This window comes from Kluyvera sp. Awk 3, from assembly GCF_028069715.1.
Lineage (GTDB): Bacteria > Pseudomonadota > Gammaproteobacteria > Enterobacterales > Enterobacteriaceae > Kluyvera > Kluyvera georgiana_A.
The window spans coordinates 20,732-38,441 of sequence record NZ_JANEWH010000035.1 but is presented as its reverse complement, the minus strand read 5'-3'; the positions used below and the strand labels follow the sequence as shown (position 1 = coordinate 38,441).

Annotated in this window: 17 protein-coding genes, 2 tRNA genes and 1 rRNA gene; 18 read left to right on the top strand and 2 right to left on the bottom strand. The window is 54.4% G+C overall.

Translation table 11 applies throughout. From position 1 onward, the window contains the following. Positions 1-4: 4 nt before the first annotated feature. The 3 genes from rrf (at position 5) to NNN71_RS09815 (ending at position 380) form a co-directional block, all read left to right on the top strand. Positions 5-120: ribosomal RNA gene (rrf, locus tag NNN71_RS09825) — 5S ribosomal RNA — on the top strand. A gap of 55 nt (positions 121-175) precedes the next feature. After that, positions 176-252, top strand: a tRNA-Asp gene (locus NNN71_RS09820). Between the two features lie 52 nt (positions 253-304). Continuing rightward, positions 305-380, top strand: a tRNA-Trp gene (locus tag NNN71_RS09815). Positions 381-479: 99 nt separating this feature from the next. On the opposite strand, the gene hdfR is transcribed toward NNN71_RS09815, so the two are convergent. Continuing rightward, positions 480-1,328, bottom strand: a complete 849-nt coding sequence (gene hdfR / locus NNN71_RS09810; RefSeq protein ID WP_442910507.1) for an HTH-type transcriptional regulator HdfR — start codon at positions 1,326-1,328, stop codon at positions 480-482. Between the two features lie 88 nt (positions 1,329-1,416). On the opposite strand from hdfR, the gene NNN71_RS09805 reads away from it, so the two are divergent. Beyond that, positions 1,417-1,755 (top strand): DUF413 domain-containing protein, encoded by a 339-nt coding sequence (locus tag NNN71_RS09805; protein WP_064549235.1) that lies wholly within the window; start codon positions 1,417-1,419, stop codon positions 1,753-1,755. 25 nt (positions 1,756-1,780) lie between these two features. Here the strand turns inward: NNN71_RS09805 and NNN71_RS09800 are convergent, their stop codons facing one another. After that, complete coding sequence (locus NNN71_RS09800) at positions 1,781-3,301, bottom strand: YifB family Mg chelatase-like AAA ATPase (RefSeq protein WP_223803543.1); 1,521 nt, start codon at positions 3,299-3,301, stop codon at positions 1,781-1,783. A gap of 355 nt (positions 3,302-3,656) precedes the next feature. Here NNN71_RS09800 and ilvL point away from each other — a divergent pair, with 355 nt between their 5' ends. From ilvL to NNN71_RS09730, 14 genes are all read left to right on the top strand, one after another. Next, the gene (gene ilvL / locus NNN71_RS09795; RefSeq protein ID WP_001311244.1) at positions 3,657-3,755 is read left to right on the top strand and encodes an ilv operon leader peptide; all 99 of its coding nucleotides are present in this window, start codon (positions 3,657-3,659) and stop codon (positions 3,753-3,755) included. 139 nt (positions 3,756-3,894) lie between these two features. Beyond that, on the top strand, positions 3,895-5,541 hold the full coding sequence (ilvG, locus tag NNN71_RS09790) for an acetolactate synthase 2 catalytic subunit (protein WP_167577179.1): 1,647 nt from the start codon (positions 3,895-3,897) through the stop codon (positions 5,539-5,541). After that, on the top strand, positions 5,538-5,804 hold the full coding sequence (gene ilvM, locus NNN71_RS09785) for an acetolactate synthase 2 small subunit (protein ID WP_040118523.1): 267 nt from the start codon (positions 5,538-5,540) through the stop codon (positions 5,802-5,804). The genes ilvG and ilvM overlap by 4 nt, the downstream gene beginning before the upstream one ends. A gap of 17 nt (positions 5,805-5,821) precedes the next feature. Beyond that, positions 5,822-6,751, top strand: a complete 930-nt coding sequence (locus NNN71_RS09780; protein WP_040118522.1) for a branched-chain amino acid transaminase — start codon at positions 5,822-5,824, stop codon at positions 6,749-6,751. 63 nt (positions 6,752-6,814) lie between these two features. Continuing rightward, positions 6,815-8,665, top strand: coding sequence for a dihydroxy-acid dehydratase (gene ilvD, locus NNN71_RS09775; protein WP_040118521.1), 1,851 nt, complete (start codon positions 6,815-6,817; stop codon positions 8,663-8,665). Positions 8,666-8,670: 5 nt separating this feature from the next. After that, the gene (gene ilvA, locus NNN71_RS09770) at positions 8,671-10,215 is read left to right on the top strand and encodes a threonine ammonia-lyase, biosynthetic (protein WP_271458411.1); all 1,545 of its coding nucleotides are present in this window, start codon (positions 8,671-8,673) and stop codon (positions 10,213-10,215) included. 252 nt (positions 10,216-10,467) lie between these two features. Then, a complete protein-coding gene (locus NNN71_RS09765; protein WP_271458410.1) occupies positions 10,468-10,977 on the top strand; it encodes a PTS sugar transporter subunit IIA in 510 nt (169 codons plus the stop codon). Between the two features lies 1 nt (position 10,978). Next, the gene (locus tag NNN71_RS09760) at positions 10,979-11,257 is read left to right on the top strand and encodes a PTS sugar transporter subunit IIB (protein WP_020323230.1); all 279 of its coding nucleotides are present in this window, start codon (positions 10,979-10,981) and stop codon (positions 11,255-11,257) included. Positions 11,258-11,302: 45 nt separating this feature from the next. Further along, the gene (locus tag NNN71_RS09755) at positions 11,303-12,706 is read left to right on the top strand and encodes a PTS galactitol transporter subunit IIC (RefSeq protein ID WP_020323222.1); all 1,404 of its coding nucleotides are present in this window, start codon (positions 11,303-11,305) and stop codon (positions 12,704-12,706) included. A 68-nt stretch (positions 12,707-12,774) separates the two neighbouring features. Beyond that, positions 12,775-14,838: a BglG family transcription antiterminator gene (locus NNN71_RS09750; protein WP_167577178.1), complete on the top strand. Its 2,064-nt coding sequence runs from the start codon at positions 12,775-12,777 to the stop codon at positions 14,836-14,838. Positions 14,839-14,940: 102 nt separating this feature from the next. Further along, positions 14,941-15,603: a class II aldolase/adducin family protein gene (locus tag NNN71_RS09745; RefSeq protein ID WP_009654927.1), complete on the top strand. Its 663-nt coding sequence runs from the start codon at positions 14,941-14,943 to the stop codon at positions 15,601-15,603. A 45-nt stretch (positions 15,604-15,648) separates the two neighbouring features. After that, positions 15,649-16,662, top strand: coding sequence for a dihydroxyacetone kinase subunit DhaK (locus NNN71_RS09740; protein ID WP_009654928.1), 1,014 nt, complete (start codon positions 15,649-15,651; stop codon positions 16,660-16,662). Between the two features lie 9 nt (positions 16,663-16,671). After that, a complete protein-coding gene (locus NNN71_RS09735) occupies positions 16,672-17,313 on the top strand; it encodes a DAK2 domain-containing protein (RefSeq protein WP_163448145.1) in 642 nt (213 codons plus the stop codon). A 15-nt stretch (positions 17,314-17,328) separates the two neighbouring features. After that, positions 17,329-17,595: an HPr family phosphocarrier protein gene (locus tag NNN71_RS09730; RefSeq protein WP_009654924.1), complete on the top strand. Its 267-nt coding sequence runs from the start codon at positions 17,329-17,331 to the stop codon at positions 17,593-17,595. The last annotated feature ends 115 nt before the right edge of the window (positions 17,596-17,710 follow it).

Genomic DNA, 17,710 nt, shown 5'->3' with positions numbered 1-17,710 from the left:
TTTGCCTGGCGGCTGTAGCGCGGTGGTCCCACCTGACCCCATGCCGAACTCAGAAGTGAAACGCCGTAGCGCCGATGGTAGTGTGGGGTCTCCCCATGCGAGAGTAGGGAACTGCCAGGCATCAAATTGCAGTAAACCGGGATGAATAATCCGGGTAGTGACAAAGAAATTCGGTGGAGCGGTAGTTCAGTCGGTTAGAATACCTGCCTGTCACGCAGGGGGTCGCGGGTTCGAGTCCCGTCCGTTCCGCCACTTATTCAATATTAAGCCTGCTAAATTAGCAGGCTTAATGATAAGAAAATTTAGGGGCGTAGCTCAGTTGGTAGAGCACCGGTCTCCAAAACCGGGTGTCGCGAGTTCGAGTCTCTCCGCCCCTGCCATCTATAATCCTTTGCTTCGGCGAAGGATTTTTTTTGTCCAAAATTTACCTTCCTGAAAGGCCCATCGCTGTTCTCCGGGCCATAAAATGATCGCTTTAATCAAAAAACGTTGTTTTTCAATATGTCGCGAATTTGTGCTTGTTTATCGCTATTTTGCAGCCAGATTGCGTATAAAGGCCGTAAAATCGCTGCGCCATCGGTTACCGGATATAACCCATCCTGCTCTTGTGCCCATGATACAGGCAACCAGGTGCAACCTTTTAGCGGCACCAGTTGAAGGCGTGCCAGGCTGGCCGAACTGGTAGTCAGCAAAGGAATATCGTCAGCAGCGATAAGCCCCACTTCATGCTGATGGAAATCGGCCCCCCACTCCAGACGCAGATAGTTCAGATTGGCTTTGGTCGTTTCCGGGGAAGCACAATACAGCTCAAGCTCAAAATGGCCCAGTAGTTGGCTGCTGAATTCATCCATCTTGGGCGCTTCGGTAGTGAGTAAGAGATCGAGTTGGCGCTCGTGTAACTGCTTAACCAGCGACTGACGCTGGGCGATCCGCGCCTCAAACTGCAGAGAATTATCTGCCTGATAAAGCCGTGCCAGCCACTTATTGAGCATGCACTCCCACAGCGAAGCGCTCGCACCGATTGAAAACTCATTGTGTCGCGAGGTGTTCGCCACTTCTTTACGCGCAGCCTGCCACGTACTCATCAGCGTTTCGGCGTAGGGGAGAAGTTTTTCTCCCGCCGCGGTTAAACGGATGTTATTACGATGCCGGGTAAACAGGTTAACCCCAAGCTGATTTTCTAACTGACGGATTCGAAAGCTCACCGCAGATTGTGTCAGATAGAGCGCTTCTGCAGCTCGCCCGAAGTGGCGAGTTCTGCTCACTTCGAGGAAAGTTTTCAGCAATTCAGTATCCACAGCTTTCTCCGCAAATTTTTTTGTCGTAATGATTTAAATCTTTTGTTTTACACTCTGTCAAGCGTATCTAATACTCCGCGCCATAAATAGCTCGGCCAAAGAATTAGGAGCGTGTAGGATGGCGGAAAGCTTTACGACGACTAATCGTTTTTTCGATAATAAAAATTATCCGCGCGGGTTCTCTCGTCATGGTGATTTCACCATCAAAGAGGCGCAGCTGCTTGAGCGTTATGGCTTTGCCTTTAACGAACTCGATCTTGGCAAACGCGAGCCTGCGACCGAAGAAGAACAGCAGTTTGTTTCGGTATGCCGCGGTGAACGTGAGCCAGCGACGGATGCTGAACGCGTATGGACCAAGTATGTTACGCGCATTAAGCGTCCGAAGCGTTTCCACACCCTGTCTGGTGGTAAACCGCAGGTGGAAGGCGCTGAAGACTACACCGATAGCGACGATTAATAAAAAAGGGGCTTTGGCCCCTTTTTTATTGTAGTAAGGTTTGCAGATGGGCAAGCATCCTGTCGATACCGCGATAGCTGAGCGCTTCCTGCAAATGATGTTTTGCAATATCCTCAACTCCCTCCATATCTGCCAGCGTACGCGACACCTTTAGCAAGCGCTGCCAGGCGCGAATAGACAATCCCAAACGCGTTAACGTTTGTTCAAGCCATAACGCATCTGCCTCCCCCAGCGAACAATACTGCCGGATGTCGCTACTGCCTAAATGCGCATTAAGCTTTCCCTGGCGCTCATACTGGCGCTGCTGCGCCACGATAACCCGTTGCTGTACCGTCTGGCTGTTTTCTCCCGTATGTACCGACTGGCTCAGCAGGCCTGGCGGCGGCAGCGGTATCTCCAGCGACAGATCAAAGCGGTCGAGAAACGGCCCAGAAAGTCGATTGAGGTAACGCAGCGTCTGCTCTGGTGTACAGCGGTTATGCTGCCCCTCGTAGTGCCCGGTCGGACTCGGATTCATGGCAGCAATGAGCTGAAACCGCGCGGGGTAGGTAATTTTTGCTCGTGTACGTGAAATATGAATCTTACCGGACTCGATTGGCTCTCGCAGTGCATCCAGAACCCGACGTTCAAATTCCGGTAGCTCATCGAGAAACAGGATGCCGTTATGGGCGAGAGAGATCTCGCCTGGCGCAGGAATTGACCCACCGCCGACCATTGCTGTCAGAGAAGCACTATGATGAGGCGCGCGAAAAGGACGGCGACGCCATTCATTTTGCACGCGATAGGTATTCTCCAGACTAATGATGGCCGCGCTTTCCAGTGCTTCACGATCGCTGAGCGGCGGAAGCAATCCACGCATTCGGGTGGCGAGCATGGTTTTTCCCGTACCTGGCGGCCCAATAAGCAATAGATTATGGCCACCGGATGCCGTTATCTCTAAAGCACGTTTACCCTGTTGCTGACCCATCACTTCGCTTAAATCTTCACACGCGACAGCCGTCGACAGGCTCTCCGGCGGTGGCAGACGTAAATCCTGCTTTCCTTCCAGAAATGCGCAGACTTCAAGAAGATGACTGGCAATTAGACAGTCGCTACCGCCCAGTAGCCCCACGAGCGGCGCGTCATCATCGGACAGTATAATCTGGCGACCGGCATGGGTTGCCTCCATTGCGGCCGATAGCGCCCCAGGAATACCGCGTAGCGCGCCCGTGAGCGCTAATTCGCCTACAAACTCATACTGCCCCAGTTTTTGGCTATTAAGCTGCTCAGAAGCCGCCAGGAGCGCAATAGCGATAGGTAAATCATATCGCCCGCCTTCCTTGGGGAGGTCGGCGGGTGCCAGGTTGATGGTTATCTTCTTTGCCGGAAAGGTATATCCGCTGTTGATGATGGCGCTACGCACCCGGTCACGGGCCTCTTTGACGGTGGTTTCCGGTAACCCCACCATGACCAAGCCGGGCAACCCCTGGCTGATATGCACTTCGATAGTAATGAGCGGGGCGCTGATCCCCAGCGCGGCGCGCGTATAGACGACGGATAGCGACATAGTACTCTCCCTGAATGGCGGTATTATGTGTCATCCTGTCGTAGCATTAATCCGATGATTGCCGTATTTACGTGGCACATTCCTGTATTTTCGCTGATTTTCAGCGTATTTCATTTTTTCCGGAAGCGCGCTCGAATAACGCAACCTACACCGTACATGAAGTCTTCCGCCGGGCCGTGGTCAGAGTCAAAAGGTGAAATTTTTTCATTTCATAAATTCTCTATATAAAACAAATCGTTTTAATCAAATCGTTAGCATGGTAATCATCTGTGTCATAAAAAAAACTTGTGCTTTTTGTGATGTCTGTGGTAACTCTGTAGGTATTCCTTCGAACAAGATGCAAGAACAGACGAAAATGACAGCCCTTCTACGAGTGATTAGCCTGGTCGTGATTAGCGTGGTGGTGATTATTATCCCACCGTGCGGGGCTGCACTTGGACGAGGAAAGGCATAGAAATCAAGCCTTAACGAACTAAGACCCCCGCACCGAAAGGTCCGGGGGTTTTTTTATGACCTAAAAACAATAACGGGAGGCAGATGATGACACGCAGCATAAAATTCTGTTTCTCACGATCTACGGCGGGGAACTAACTATGAATGGCGCACAGTGGGTGGTACATGCGTTGCGAGCGCAGGGTGTTGAAACGGTATTCGGTTATCCAGGTGGAGCCATTATGCCGGTTTATGACGCGCTGTATGACGGCGGCGTAGAACATCTGCTGTGTCGACACGAGCAGGGCGCGGCGATGGCGGCCATTGGCTATGCCCGTTCTACGGGTAAAACCGGTGTCTGCATCGCCACTTCGGGCCCAGGGGCAACTAACCTGATCACCGGCCTGGCGGACGCGCTGCTCGACTCGGTTCCCGTGGTTGCCATCACTGGTCAGGTTGCCGCACCGTTAATCGGTACCGATGCTTTCCAGGAAGTGGACGTCCTTGGTTTGTCACTGGCCTGCACCAAACACAGTTTCCTGGTGCAATCCCTGGAAGAGTTGCCGCGCGTGATGGCAGAAGCGTTCCAGGTGGCAAACTCAGGCCGTCCAGGCCCGGTCCTGGTGGATATTCCTAAGGATGTGCAGATCGCGCAAGGTGAACTGGACCCGTTCTTCTCCACCGTCGAAAGTGACGATGTTTTCCCGCACGCCGAAATGGCGCAGGCTCAGCAGATGCTGGCGCAGGCGCACAAACCGATGCTGTACGTTGGTGGTGGTGTTGGGATGGCACAGGCGGTTCCGGCGCTGCGTGAATTTATGTCTGTGACGCAAATGCCCGCGACTTGCACCCTGAAAGGTCTGGGCGCGGTACCGGCAGACTACCCGTTCTACCTCGGTATGCTGGGGATGCATGGCACCAAAGCCGCTAACCTGGCGGTACAGGAATGTGACCTGCTGATCGCCGTCGGCGCACGCTTTGACGACCGTGTGACCGGCAAGCTGAATACCTTCGCGCCGCATGCGAAAGTTATCCATATGGATATCGACCCGGCGGAAATGAATAAGCTGCGCCAGACGCACGTTGCGTTGCAGGGTGACCTGAATGCGCTGCTGCCCGTGTTGCAGCAGCCGCTGGCCATCGACGCCTGGCGTCAGCACAACGCCGGGATGCGCGCCGAGCACGCCTGGCGCTATGATCATCCTGGTGACGCTATCTATGCGCCTCTGCTGCTCAAGCAGCTCTCCGATCGTAAACCGGCGGAATGCGTTGTAACGACCGACGTGGGCCAGCACCAGATGTGGTCCGCTCAGCACATGACCTACACCCGTCCGGAGAACTTCATCACCTCGAGCGGCTTAGGCACCATGGGCTTCGGCCTGCCAGCCGCCGTGGGCGCCCAGGTCGCGCGCCCGAACGATACGGTTATCTGTATCTCCGGTGACGGCTCTTTCATGATGAATGTGCAAGAGTTGGGCACCGTGAAGCGTAAGCAGTTACCGCTGAAGATCGTGTTACTCGACAACCAGCGGTTAGGGATGGTTCGACAATGGCAGCAGCTGTTCTTCCAGGAACGTTATAGCGAAACCACCCTTACCGATAACCCCGATTTCCTCATGCTGGCCAGCGCCTTTGGCATCCCTGGTCAGCACATCACCCGTAAAGACCAGGTTGAAGCGGCACTCGACACCATGCTGGCAAGCGAAGGCCCGTACCTGCTTCATGTCTCAATTGACGAACTTGAGAATGTCTGGCCCCTGGTGCCGCCTGGTGCCAGTAACTCACAAATGCTGGAGAAATTATCATGATGCAACATCAGGTCAACGTGCAGGCCCGCTTCAACCCGGAAACCTTAGAACGCGTCTTACGCGTGGTGCGTCATCGCGGCTTTCAGATTTGCTCGATGAATATGGAAACCGCCAGCGACGCGCAGAATATAAATATCGAATTGACCGTTGCCAGCCCACGGTCGGTCGACTTACTGTTTAGCCAATTAAATAAACTGGTGGACGTGGCCTCGGTTGCCGTTCAGCAGTGTACAAGCACATCACAACAACAAATTCGCGCCTGAGCGCAATAGGAAGAGAAATGACGACGAAAAAAGCGGATTACATCTGGTTCAACGGTGAGATGGTACGTTGGGAAGAGGCAAAGGTGCACGTCATGTCCCATGCCCTGCACTACGGCACCTCCGTCTTCGAAGGCATCCGTTGCTACGACTCTCACAAAGGCCCGGTCGTTTTCCGTCACCGCGAGCACATGCAGCGCCTGCGTGACTCCGCCAAAATCTATCGTTTCCCGGTCTCTCAGAGCGTTGATGAACTGATGGAAGCCTGCCGCGCCGTGCTGCGCAAAAATAACCTGACCAGCGCCTATATTCGCCCGCTGGTTTTTGTTGGTGATGTTGGTATGGGCGTAAACCCGCCGGACGGTTACAGCACCGACGTGATCATCGCGGCGTTCCCGTGGGGGGCTTATCTGGGCGCGGAAGCGCTGGATCAGGGGATCGATGCGATGGTTTCTTCCTGGAACCGCGCCGCGCCGAACACCATTCCAACCGCCGCGAAAGCGGGCGGTAACTACCTCTCCTCACTGCTGGTCGGCAGCGAAGCGCGCCGTCACGGCTATCAGGAAGGGATTGCGCTGGACGTCAACGGCTACATCTCCGAAGGCGCGGGTGAAAACCTGTTTGAAGTGAAAGATGGCGTGCTGTTCACTCCGCCGTTTACCTCTTCCGCGCTGCCGGGCATTACCCGTGACGCGATCATCAAGCTGGCGAAAGACCTCGGTCTGGAAGTCCGTGAGCAGGTACTCTCTCGCGAATCCCTGTACCTGGCGGACGAAGTGTTCATGTCCGGTACCGCGGCAGAAATTACCCCGGTACGCAGCGTCGATGGTATCCAGGTGGGCGAAGGCCACTGCGGTCCGGTCACCAAACGTATTCAGCAAGCATTCTTTGGCCTCTTCACCGGCGAAACCGAAGACAAATGGGGCTGGTTGGATCAGGTTAATCAATAAGATAAATAATGGGGCGGCACGCACCGCCCCATTAACGAGACAGAGACTGGGAGTAACTAAAGCATGCCTAAATATCGTTCCGCCACCACTACCCACGGCCGCAATATGGCGGGCGCCCGCGCACTGTGGCGCGCCACCGGGATGACCGACGCCGACTTCGGTAAGCCGATTATCGCCGTCGTGAACTCGTTTACCCAGTTCGTGCCGGGTCACGTGCACCTGCGCGATCTCGGTAAACTGGTTGCCGAGCAGATTGAAGCCGCTGGCGGCGTGGCCAAAGAGTTCAACACCATTGCGGTGGATGACGGTATCGCCATGGGCCACGGGGGCATGCTTTATTCACTGCCGTCCCGCGAGCTGATCGCTGACTCCGTTGAGTACATGGTCAACGCCCACTGTGCCGACGCGATGGTCTGCATCTCGAACTGCGACAAAATCACCCCGGGGATGTTAATGGCCTCTCTGCGCCTGAACATTCCGGTGATCTTCGTTTCTGGCGGCCCGATGGAAGCCGGGAAAACGAAACTCTCTGACAAAATCATCAAGCTCGACCTGGTCGATGCGATGATTCAGGGCGCGGACCCGAAAGTTTCCGACTCGCAGAGCGAGCAGGTTGAACGCTCCGCCTGCCCAACCTGCGGATCGTGTTCCGGTATGTTCACCGCTAACTCGATGAACTGTCTGACCGAAGCGCTGGGCCTGTCGCAGCCGGGTAACGGTTCGCTGTTGGCAACCCACGCTGACCGCAAAGAACTGTTCCTTACCGCAGGCCAGCGTATTGTTGAGCTGACCAAACGCTACTACGAGCAGGACGATGCTTCCGCGCTGCCGCGCAACATTGCCAGTAAAGCGGCGTTTGAGAACGCCATGACGCTGGATATCGCCATGGGTGGTTCCACCAACACCGTACTGCACCTGCTGGCGGCGGCGCAGGAAGCGGAAATCGACTTCACCATGAGTGATATCGACAAGCTGTCCCGTAAAGTGCCGCAGCTGTGTAAAGTGGCGCCAAGTACCCAGAAATACCATATGGAAGACGTGCACCGCGCGGGCGGCGTGCTGGGCATTCTCGGCGAGCTGGACCGTGCCGGCCTGCTGAACCGCGAAGTCAAAAACGTGCTCGGCCTGACCCTGCCGCAGACGTTGGAGCAGTACGACATCACCGTAACCCAGGACGAAGCGGTCAAAAAAATGTTCCGCGCCGGCCCGGCGGGTATTCGTACCACCCAGGCGTTCTCGCAGGACTGCCGTTGGGATACCCTGGATGACGATCGCGCCGAAGGCTGCATCCGCTCGCTGGAGCACGCCTACAGCAAAGATGGCGGTCTGGCCGTGCTGTACGGCAACTTCGCGGAAAACGGCTGCATCGTGAAAACCGCGGGCGTGGATGACAGTATCCTCAAATTCACCGGCCCGGCAAAAGTCTACGAAAGCCAGGACGAGGCGGTTGAAGCTATCCTCGGCGGTAAAGTGGTCGAAGGCGACGTGGTGGTCATTCGCTACGAAGGGCCGAAAGGCGGGCCGGGCATGCAGGAAATGCTCTACCCAACCACCTTCCTGAAATCAATGGGGCTTGGCAAAGCCTGTGCGCTGATCACCGATGGTCGTTTCTCCGGCGGTACCTCCGGTCTCTCTATCGGCCACGTTTCTCCGGAAGCGGCCAGCGGCGGTAATATCGCGATCATCGAAGATGGCGACATGATTGCTATCGACATTCCGAACCGTGGCATTCAGCTGCAGCTGAGCGAAGCGGAAATCGCCGCCCGTCGTGAAGCGCAGGAAGCTCGCGGCGACCAGGCGTGGACGCCGAAAAACCGTGAACGTCAGGTCTCCTTTGCCCTTCGCGCCTATGCCAGCCTGGCAACCAGCGCCGACAAAGGTGCGGTGCGCGATAAATCGAAACTGGGGGGTTAATCACCATGGCGGAATCACAGCCCCTATCCGGCACCCCCGAGGGTGCCGAGTATCTCAGAGCGGTGCTGCGCGCACCGGTCTACGAAGCGGTACAGGTAACGCCGCTGCAAAAAATGGACAAGCTCTCTTCGCGCCTCGACAACGTCATTCTGGTCAAGCGCGAAGACCGTCAGCCAGTGCACAGCTTTAAGCTGCGCGGCGCGTACGCGATGATGGCGGGCTTAACGCCTGAACAGAAAGCGCATGGGGTCATCACCGCTTCTGCGGGCAACCATGCTCAGGGCGTGGCGTTCTCCTCTGCGCGTCTGGGCCTGAAGTCGCTGATTGTCATGCCGGTGGCGACTGCCGATATCAAAGTTGATGCTGTTCGCGGCTTTGGCGGCGAAGTGCTGTTGCACGGCGCTAACTTTGATGAAGCCAAAGCCAAAGCGATTGAACTGGCGCAGCAGCAGGGCTTTACCTGGGTTCCGCCTTTCGATCACCCGATGGTGATCGCCGGACAAGGTACGCTGGCCCTGGAGTTGCTCCAGCAGGACGCACACCTCGACCGCGTGTTTGTGCCGGTGGGCGGTGGCGGTCTGGCGGCGGGCGTGGCGGTGCTGATCAAACAGCTGATGCCGCAGATCAAAGTGATTGCCGTCGAAGCCGAAGACTCCGCCTGCCTGAAGGCGGCGCTGGATGCCGGTCATCCGGTGGATCTGCCGCGCGTGGGTCTCTTTGCTGAAGGCGTGGCGGTAAAACGTATCGGTGACGAAACCTTCCGTCTGTGCCAGGAATATCTCGACGACATTATTACCGTCGATAGCGATGCGATCTGTGCGGCGATGAAAGACCTGTTTGAAGATGTGCGCGCGGTGGCGGAACCTTCCGGGGCGCTGGCGCTGGCGGGGATGAAAAAATACATCGCTCAGCACAACATACGCGGTGAGCGTCTGGCGCATATTCTCTCTGGCGCTAACGTCAATTTCCACGGCCTGCGCTACGTTTCCGAACGCTGCGAGCTAGGGGAACAGCGTGAAGCGTTGCTGGCGGTGACGATCCCGGAAGAGAAGGGCAGCTTCCTGAAGTTTTGCCAACTGCTGGGCGGGCGTTCGGTAACCGAGTTTAACTACCGCTTCGCCGACGCGAAAAACGCCTGCATTTTTGTGGGCGTGCGTCTGAGTCGCGGCTTCGAAGAGCGCAAGGAAATCCTTAATCTGCTCAACGATGGCGGCTATAGCGTCGTCGACCTCTCCGACGACGAAATGGCTAAGCTGCACGTGCGCTATATGGTCGGTGGTCGTCCGTCGAAGCCGTTACAGGAACGTTTGTTCAGCTTCGAGTTCCCGGAATCGCCGGGTGCGCTGCTGAAGTTCCTCTACACCCTGGGCACGCACTGGAATATTTCCCTGTTCCATTATCGTAGCCACGGCACCGACTATGGCCGTGTACTGGCGGCGTTTGAGCTGGGCGATAACGAACCGGACTTCGAAACCCGGCTCAACGAACTGGGCTATGAGTGCCACGACGAGACCAATAACCCGGCGTTTCGTTTCTTCCTGGCAGGCTAAGCACCGTTTCTCGGGGGATAACCATCGCGGTTATCCCTCGTTATTTCATTTTCCCGTCTCTGCTTCCCTCTATTTTTTCCCGTTAGCCTGTTCTTACTATAAAAATGTGATGCAATTCATAATAAAACGCTCACCGCGTTGCGCCAGGTTCTGGTCATCTTTTGGGGGCAATACTTCTCGCTCGACCGTAACTCCTGAATTAACATTGTCGGTAGTTAATTCTTAGCGGTTAGAGAGGATATTCGGATGAGAATGGATATAGTTGATACCCCGAATGAAAATGTGCAAGGAAGTAAATATTTAACGCCTCAGCTTACGTTCCTCGATAAGCATTATAATAATTCCACGGACTTTTTTTCTTCGATATTTTTACTGCTGAAAGAGAAAGGCTACGTTCGGGATTCTTTCCTCGATGCCATTCTTGCCAGAGAAAAAGCCTATCCAACCGGGTTACCCACGCTGCCGGTGGCTATCGCGCTGCCGCATACTGATCCCCAACACGTCATTCGTCCCTTTATCTCTGTTACGCGACTGTCACAACCTCTCGCCTGGCAGGAAATGGGGAATGACGACAATACGCTCTACGTTCAATTTATTGTTCTCCTTGGTTTTATTGACCACAGCAGCCACCTGACAGCGCTGCAAAACCTGATGGACTGCCTTGCTGATGAACAGGTCGTCCAGACCCTACGCGAGATAGACAATGTAGATACCTTTCTCTGTACCCTCACATCAAGACTGCAATTGGATAAGGATTTATAAAATGAAAAAAGTCATTGTTGCCTGTGGAAGCGGCGTTGCGACCTCACAAACAGTTGCCAGTAAAGTGACTCGCTTATTGAATGAACGTAACCAGTCGCACATTAAAGTTGAAGTAATCGACCTTAAATCTCTCGATAGCCATATTAAGGATAGTGCTGCGTATATCGCAATTACTAAAGTTGATAAGCAATATCCTATCCCCGTGATTAACGGTATCGCATTTCTGACCGGTATGGGTATGGAACAGGAATTACAAAAGGTCATTGATGCCTGTAAATAAGGCGTAGCTCTTTAATCCTTATAATTATTTTAGTGGAGAAGTGCTATGGACTTTCTTGGTGTAGTCATAAATTATATTCTGAATTTAGGCGCGCCGGTTTTTGTGCCTTTTATTATGTTATTAGCCGGGCTGGTGGTGCGGATGAAATTCCGCGATGCGGCTTCGGCGGCCATCACGCTGGGTGTCGCCTTCGTTGGGATGAGCATGCTGATTGGTTTTATGGTTGATGCTATCGGTGTCGCCGCGCAGACCATGATGAACCGCACCGGCCTTGAACTGAGTATCGTCGACGGCGGTTGGACGACGATGGCGAATATCTCCTGGGCCTGGCCTTACGCATTCGCCATGTTCCCGCTTCAGGTTGGCGTAAACATTGTGATGTTGATGCTAAACAAGACCAATACCTTCAACGCCGACCTCTGGAACGTATGGGGGAAAATCTTTACCGCGTTTATCGTAGTGAGCGTCACCACCCCATTGTTTGGCCCGGTCTGGAGCCTGGTGCTGGCGTTCCTGATTGCAGCTTTGCAGATTATCGTTGAGCTGAACGCTGGCGACATTCACCAGCATCGCATTGAGAAACTGACTGGAATCCCCGGCGTCACCTGTACCCACCGCATGGTGTTCTTTGGCGCAATTTATTACCCGTTCGATCTGCTGCTGCGCAAAATTCCGGTGTGCAATAAGCCGATGGATGCCACCGCGCTGCGCGCAAAAGTTGGCGTTTTTGCGGAAAACCATATCATCGGTTTTATTCTCGGGATCCTGTTCGGCATTATCGCGGGCTACAGTGTGGCGAAAACGCTGATGCTGGGCGTTCAGGCCGCAACGGCGCTGGTGCTGTTCCCGATGATTTCCAAACTCTTTATGCAGGCGCTGTCGCCTATTTCGGAAGCCATCAGCGACTACATGAACAAGAAATTCTCCGGGCGTAAGCTGTTCGTCGGCATCGATTGGCCATTTATGGGCGGCGCCAGCGAAATCTGGTTTGCCATCATCGTTGCGATTCCGTTCACGCTCATCTGGGCGCTGATTCTGCCGGGCAATAAGATTTTACCCTTCGCCGGTATTATTAATATTTCCCTGATTGTTCCTGCCTACCTGGTGACGCGTGGCAACACCCTGCGCATGGTGATCCTTAGCATTATCGGGGTGCCGTTCTTCCTGTTCGTGGGTACGCAGTTTGCGCCAATGATTACCGAACTGGGCCAGGCGACGAAGGCAATTACCATTCCCGCCGGCCAGCTGATTTCCAATAGCTCCATTGATGCCCCGGTCTTTACCTACGCCTTCTCCTTCCTGTTCAAATTCCTGGAAGGCAACTTTATCCCTCTGGTGTTTGCGCTGTGGTGGGGCTGCGGCTACTTCTTCTACTCCCGCGAACTGCGTCGTGAAAGCAATCTGGCGCAGCTGGAAGCCGAGCAGCAGGAGAAAGCTCAGCAGGCTTAATTCTGGGTTTCATGTTCATGTCTGGCGGCAGGCGCCGCCGCCAGACTTTTGATTGCAGGAGAGTCGACATGGCTATGGATAAACGTGTGGTTGCAGTGCTGGATGCCATTGTGAACGATCCCGGCATCACGGGGACGAAGCTTGAGGAGCAGTTTTGCCTGACGCGCAAACAGCTGAGCTATACGCTGAAAAAGGTGAATGATTATCTGGAATCGAACCACTTCGACCGGATCAACCGCCTGAAAACCGGGAAACTGCATATCCCGCGCCATGTGATTGAGCATTTTCGTCAGAATCAGACCGCTGAAACCGAGCATCGCTATCTCTACTCGGAAGATGAACGCGGACAGATGATTATCTTTATGCTGTTGACCCGCAGCGAGCGGCTTTCATTGCTGCATCTCTCCTCTTCGCTGGGCGTCAGCCAGAATACGATTATCAACGACCTGAAAAAGGTGCGCACCGAGGTTATCGAGCACGGGCTGGAGATAAGCTATGACAGGGGGAATGGCTATCATATTCTGGGTGAGGAGCTGGAAAAACGCTACCTGTTGCTAAACTGCCTGCGCCGGGTGCTGGAAATCCCGGTCGCCAAAAACATTATTGCTCAATACAACAATGTGATGAGCGACTATCTGGAAAAGGTGGGCAATGTTTTCAGCGAAATTGAAAAACGTTTTAAAATTCAGTTTACCGACCGCCAGCTTCAGGAGCTTATTTATTTTATCTGCTTTGTCCTGCACCGTATTGATTCAGGAAAAAGTCTGGTCAATATCCCGAGCAGCTACGCTGACATTATTGGCAGCAGAGAATTTACATTGATGCAGAGCGTTATCAGTAAAATCAATATCAGTAGCGAAAATGAACTGGTTTTCCTGACGGCACTGATCCAAAGTTCAAATATTCAAAGCATTGCCGATAAATATTTCCACCTTGATACGCTTCTGCTCGAAAGCGTGGTCGCGGTGGTCGATAACTTCGAAAAAATAAGCTGCGTCACCATCAAAGAAAAAAATGAGCTGATTGAAAAGATCTATCAACACTGGAAACCGGCCTATTACCGTATTCGCTACCATCTGACCAACACCAGCAGCGTTTACGATCTGGTGGTGAAAGAGTTCAGCCACCTGCACGAGATGGTTCGCCGGGCGGCGGTGCCGTTCGAAACGGTATTGCACTGTGAAATTCCCGATGAAGAGATGGCATTTTTGACGGTGCTTTTTGGCGGCTGGCTGACTCGCGAAGGGGTTATCCATCAGATTAAGCTGCAGAAAACGGCGGTGGTCGTGTGTGAGAATAGCGCCACGATTTCGACTTATCTGTTTCTGACGCTGCAGGTGCTATTCCCGGAACTGCACTTTACCGAGGTGATGTCGCGCCGCGAGTTTGAGCGCTATACCGGGCACTACGATGTGGTCTTCTCGACCACACACCTGAATACCAGCAAGATGGTGTTTGTGGTGAATCCGTCCATCAGCAGCATCCATAAGAGCGCATTCCGCAATCATGTTATCAGCGCGCTACAGGGCGTGGACCCGAACATTATTCAGATAGAGCAACTGCTGCTTATCTTCGAACGCTTCGGCAACATTATCGATCACAAAGGATTGCAGCGCGCGCTGGCCAGCTATATCTACGATGAAAAAAGCGCCGCGAGCGCGGTGGGCAACATTGAACCACAAGCGCCGTCGCTGACCGACTTGCTGCGGCGCGAACACGTTCAGTTTGTCACTTCGTGTCCCGGCGACTGGCAGCAGGCCATTACTCAGGCCGCTGCGTCACTGTTGGAAAGCGGCGTGATTGAACCCCGCTATCTGCAAATTATGCTGAATAAAATCGCTGACGAGCAGCCCTATATCATGCTGGCCGATGGCGTGATTATCGCCCACGCAGGCGTCGATGATGGCGCACTGGATACGGGGATGGCGTTATTACGCCTGCCTTCTAAGATTGATTTCGCGGGTTATATGCAGGCCGATATTATTATCGTCCTGGCAACTAATAATCCACAGAAACATCTCAAGGCGCTCGCGCAATTAAATGAATTTCTCGAATTTTATGATGGCGGTAATGTTATTCGCCGCGCCCAGGATGAATATGCATTGATAAAAGAATTCGTCCATCACCTGTAATAAGTCATTAAACGCCGTTGCAGCTAAAAACTGCAACGTTATTTCCCGGCAACCATTGTCGCGACATCGCTCGCCCCTATAACCGTATACAGGATAAATATTATGTTAGAAATTCAGAAAAAACACGTTGTCGAAATGGCCAGAACCGCTCAGCAATGGGGACTGTGTAAACACAAAGCGGGTAATTCCAGCGTACGAGATAAAGAGACGGGACTTATTCTGGTAACCCCCACGACCATCGACAAAATGCATTTAACGCCGCGCGATATCGTGGTAATGGACGTTGAAGCCAATGTGATTGAAAGCGAAGCGGGTTTACGTCCGACCAGCGAATGTCTGATGCATATCGAGATTTATAAGGCGCGCCCGGATGTGTTTGCGATTTCCCACACCCATTCGCTGTATGCGACGTCGTTTGCCGTACTGAATAAACCGATCCCGGCGGTGGTGTACGAATGCGCGATCCTCAATCTGAAGGATGGCGTCATTCCGGTCGCGCCCTATGGCCGCCCCGGCACGCCTGCGTTGTCGAACAGCGTTATCGAACCTATCAAACGCGCTGATGCCATTCTGATGGAAAAACACGGAGCTATCGGCGTAGACAAGGACCCGTATGAAGCGGTGCTGAAGTCTGCCTATCTTGAGGAGATGGCGCAGATTTATTACCACGCGCTGGTGATTAACGGCGGTAAGGAGCCTGAATCCTTCGCCCCGGAAGAGCTGCAACGCTGGGCCTATCCGTCGCAGATTAAATTTTCCCGCTAACTGAGCGCCCGCCCGTTCAGGGCGGAATATTCATGGAGAGAGCGCATGAAAAAATTTCTGAATCAGGCGGAGAACTTTATCCCGGAGATGCTGGAAGGTATCTATCTGGCGCATCCCGATAAATTCCGCTGTGTTAATGAGGATCTTCACTGTCTTGCCACGGCGCGTCCGGTGCCCGGCAAGGTGGGGATCGTCACCGGTGGCGGTTCCGGGCATCTGCCGCTATTCCTCGGCTACGTTGGTCAGGGCATGCTGGACGGCTGCGCCATTGGCGATGTGTTTCAGTCACCCTCGCCGGAGCAGATTCTCGCCGTCACGCAGGCGGTCGATAGCGGCGCGGGCGTGCTGTACCTGTACGGTAACTATAACGGCGATATTTTCAATTTTGATATGGCGGCGGAAATGGCCGACATGGAGAGTGATATCCGAACCGCGACGGTAGTGGCGGCTGATGATTCGGCAGGTGCGGTGCCGGACGGTACAGAAGCCACTACCCGTCGTGGGGTCGCGGGGATCTTCTTCGTCTACAAATGCGCCGGGGCATCCGCGGCCAGAATGGATGACCTTGAAACCGTCCAGCGCATTGCGCAGAAAGCAGGAGACCGCGTGCGCACGCTTGGCGTCGCGCTGTCGCCGTGTATCGTGCCGCGAATCGGTAAACCGGGTTTCCATATTGGCGACAACGAAATGGAGATTGGCATGGGGATTCACGGCGAAAGCGGTATCCGCCGGGGTCCGCAGCTCAGCGCCGAACAGATTGCCGAAGAGATGATGTCCTGGTTGCTGGCGGACTCACCTTGCCAGCAGGGCGATGAAGTTGCCGTGTTGATCAATGGGCTTGGCGCCACGCCGCTGGAAGAGTTGTACCTGATGTATCGCCATGTACATCAGATTCTGGCCGAGAGCCAGATGCGCGTTTTCCGCGTCTGGATTGGCGAATTTGCGACGGCAATGGAGATGACCGGTATGTCCATTAGCCTGATGCCGGTGGATGAAGAGCTGAAAACGCTGCTCAACGCCGGGGCCGATACCCCGATGTTCCGCCAGTTTCCGGCTTAAGGAGGGGGGATGACGCTAGATACGCAGAGTCTGCGACCGCTTTTTACCGAGTGGGCGCGCATCATGGAGGCCAACAAATCGGTCCTGACCGAGCTGGATAGCGTGGTTGGCGACGGGGATCTGGGGCTGACGATGAGCGACGGTTTCGCGGCGGCGGCGCGCTACGCGCAGCAGAGCGAAGAACGTGACCTGGGGCGATTCTTCTACATGGCGGGCAAGGCGATGGCCTCGGCGGTGCCGTCGACCATGGGGACGCTGATGGCTTCCGGGCTGATGCAGGCGGGTAAGGCGTTTAAAGGCCGGGAAACGCTGGGGCTAACGGAAGCCGGCGTGTTGTTCCAGGCCTGGTATGACGGCGTGCAGCAGCGCGGGAAAGCGCAGCCGGGCGAAAAAACCTTCCTCGATGGCATGGCCCCCGCGCTGGCGGCGCTGCTTGCCGGAGAGGAACCGCTGACCGCGGCGAGGAATGCGCTACTGCAAGCACAACAGGGCGTGCAGCAGACAACCACCATGGTGGCGAAGCACGGGCGTGCAGCTATTCATGGCGAGCGCTCGCGCACGTTTGTCGATCCTGGCGCCATGGTCGCGCAACTGTTGATCCAGGGTTATTTTAACTTCGTGCAGGCTATTTGCCCGAGCGACGGGCGGTAAGTAAGGAACGCAATTATGTTGAAAGAAGTGGTGAAAATCAGCAATCAACACGGCATTCATGCCCGTCCGGCGGGGGTTTTGGCCAAAGCCTGCGCGCAGTATCAATCGCGGATCGAGATGATCTATGACGGCAAGGTTATCAAAGGGAAAAGCATCATGAGCATTCTGGGGGCAGGGATCAAAGGCCGAGGATCGCTTGAGATCATCTGTAGCGGTAGCGATGAGCAGGAGGCAATGGAAAAGTTGAAGGTGCTGTTCGCGGAAGGCTTTGGCTTCGATTAGCCCACGCATTATCAGGCGGAATAAAAAAGGGTTCATGCTTTCGCACGAACCCTTTTCCCGATGACGCTGCGCTTATCGGGACGACAAATTTCGTTGGCCGGGTAAGGCGTAACCG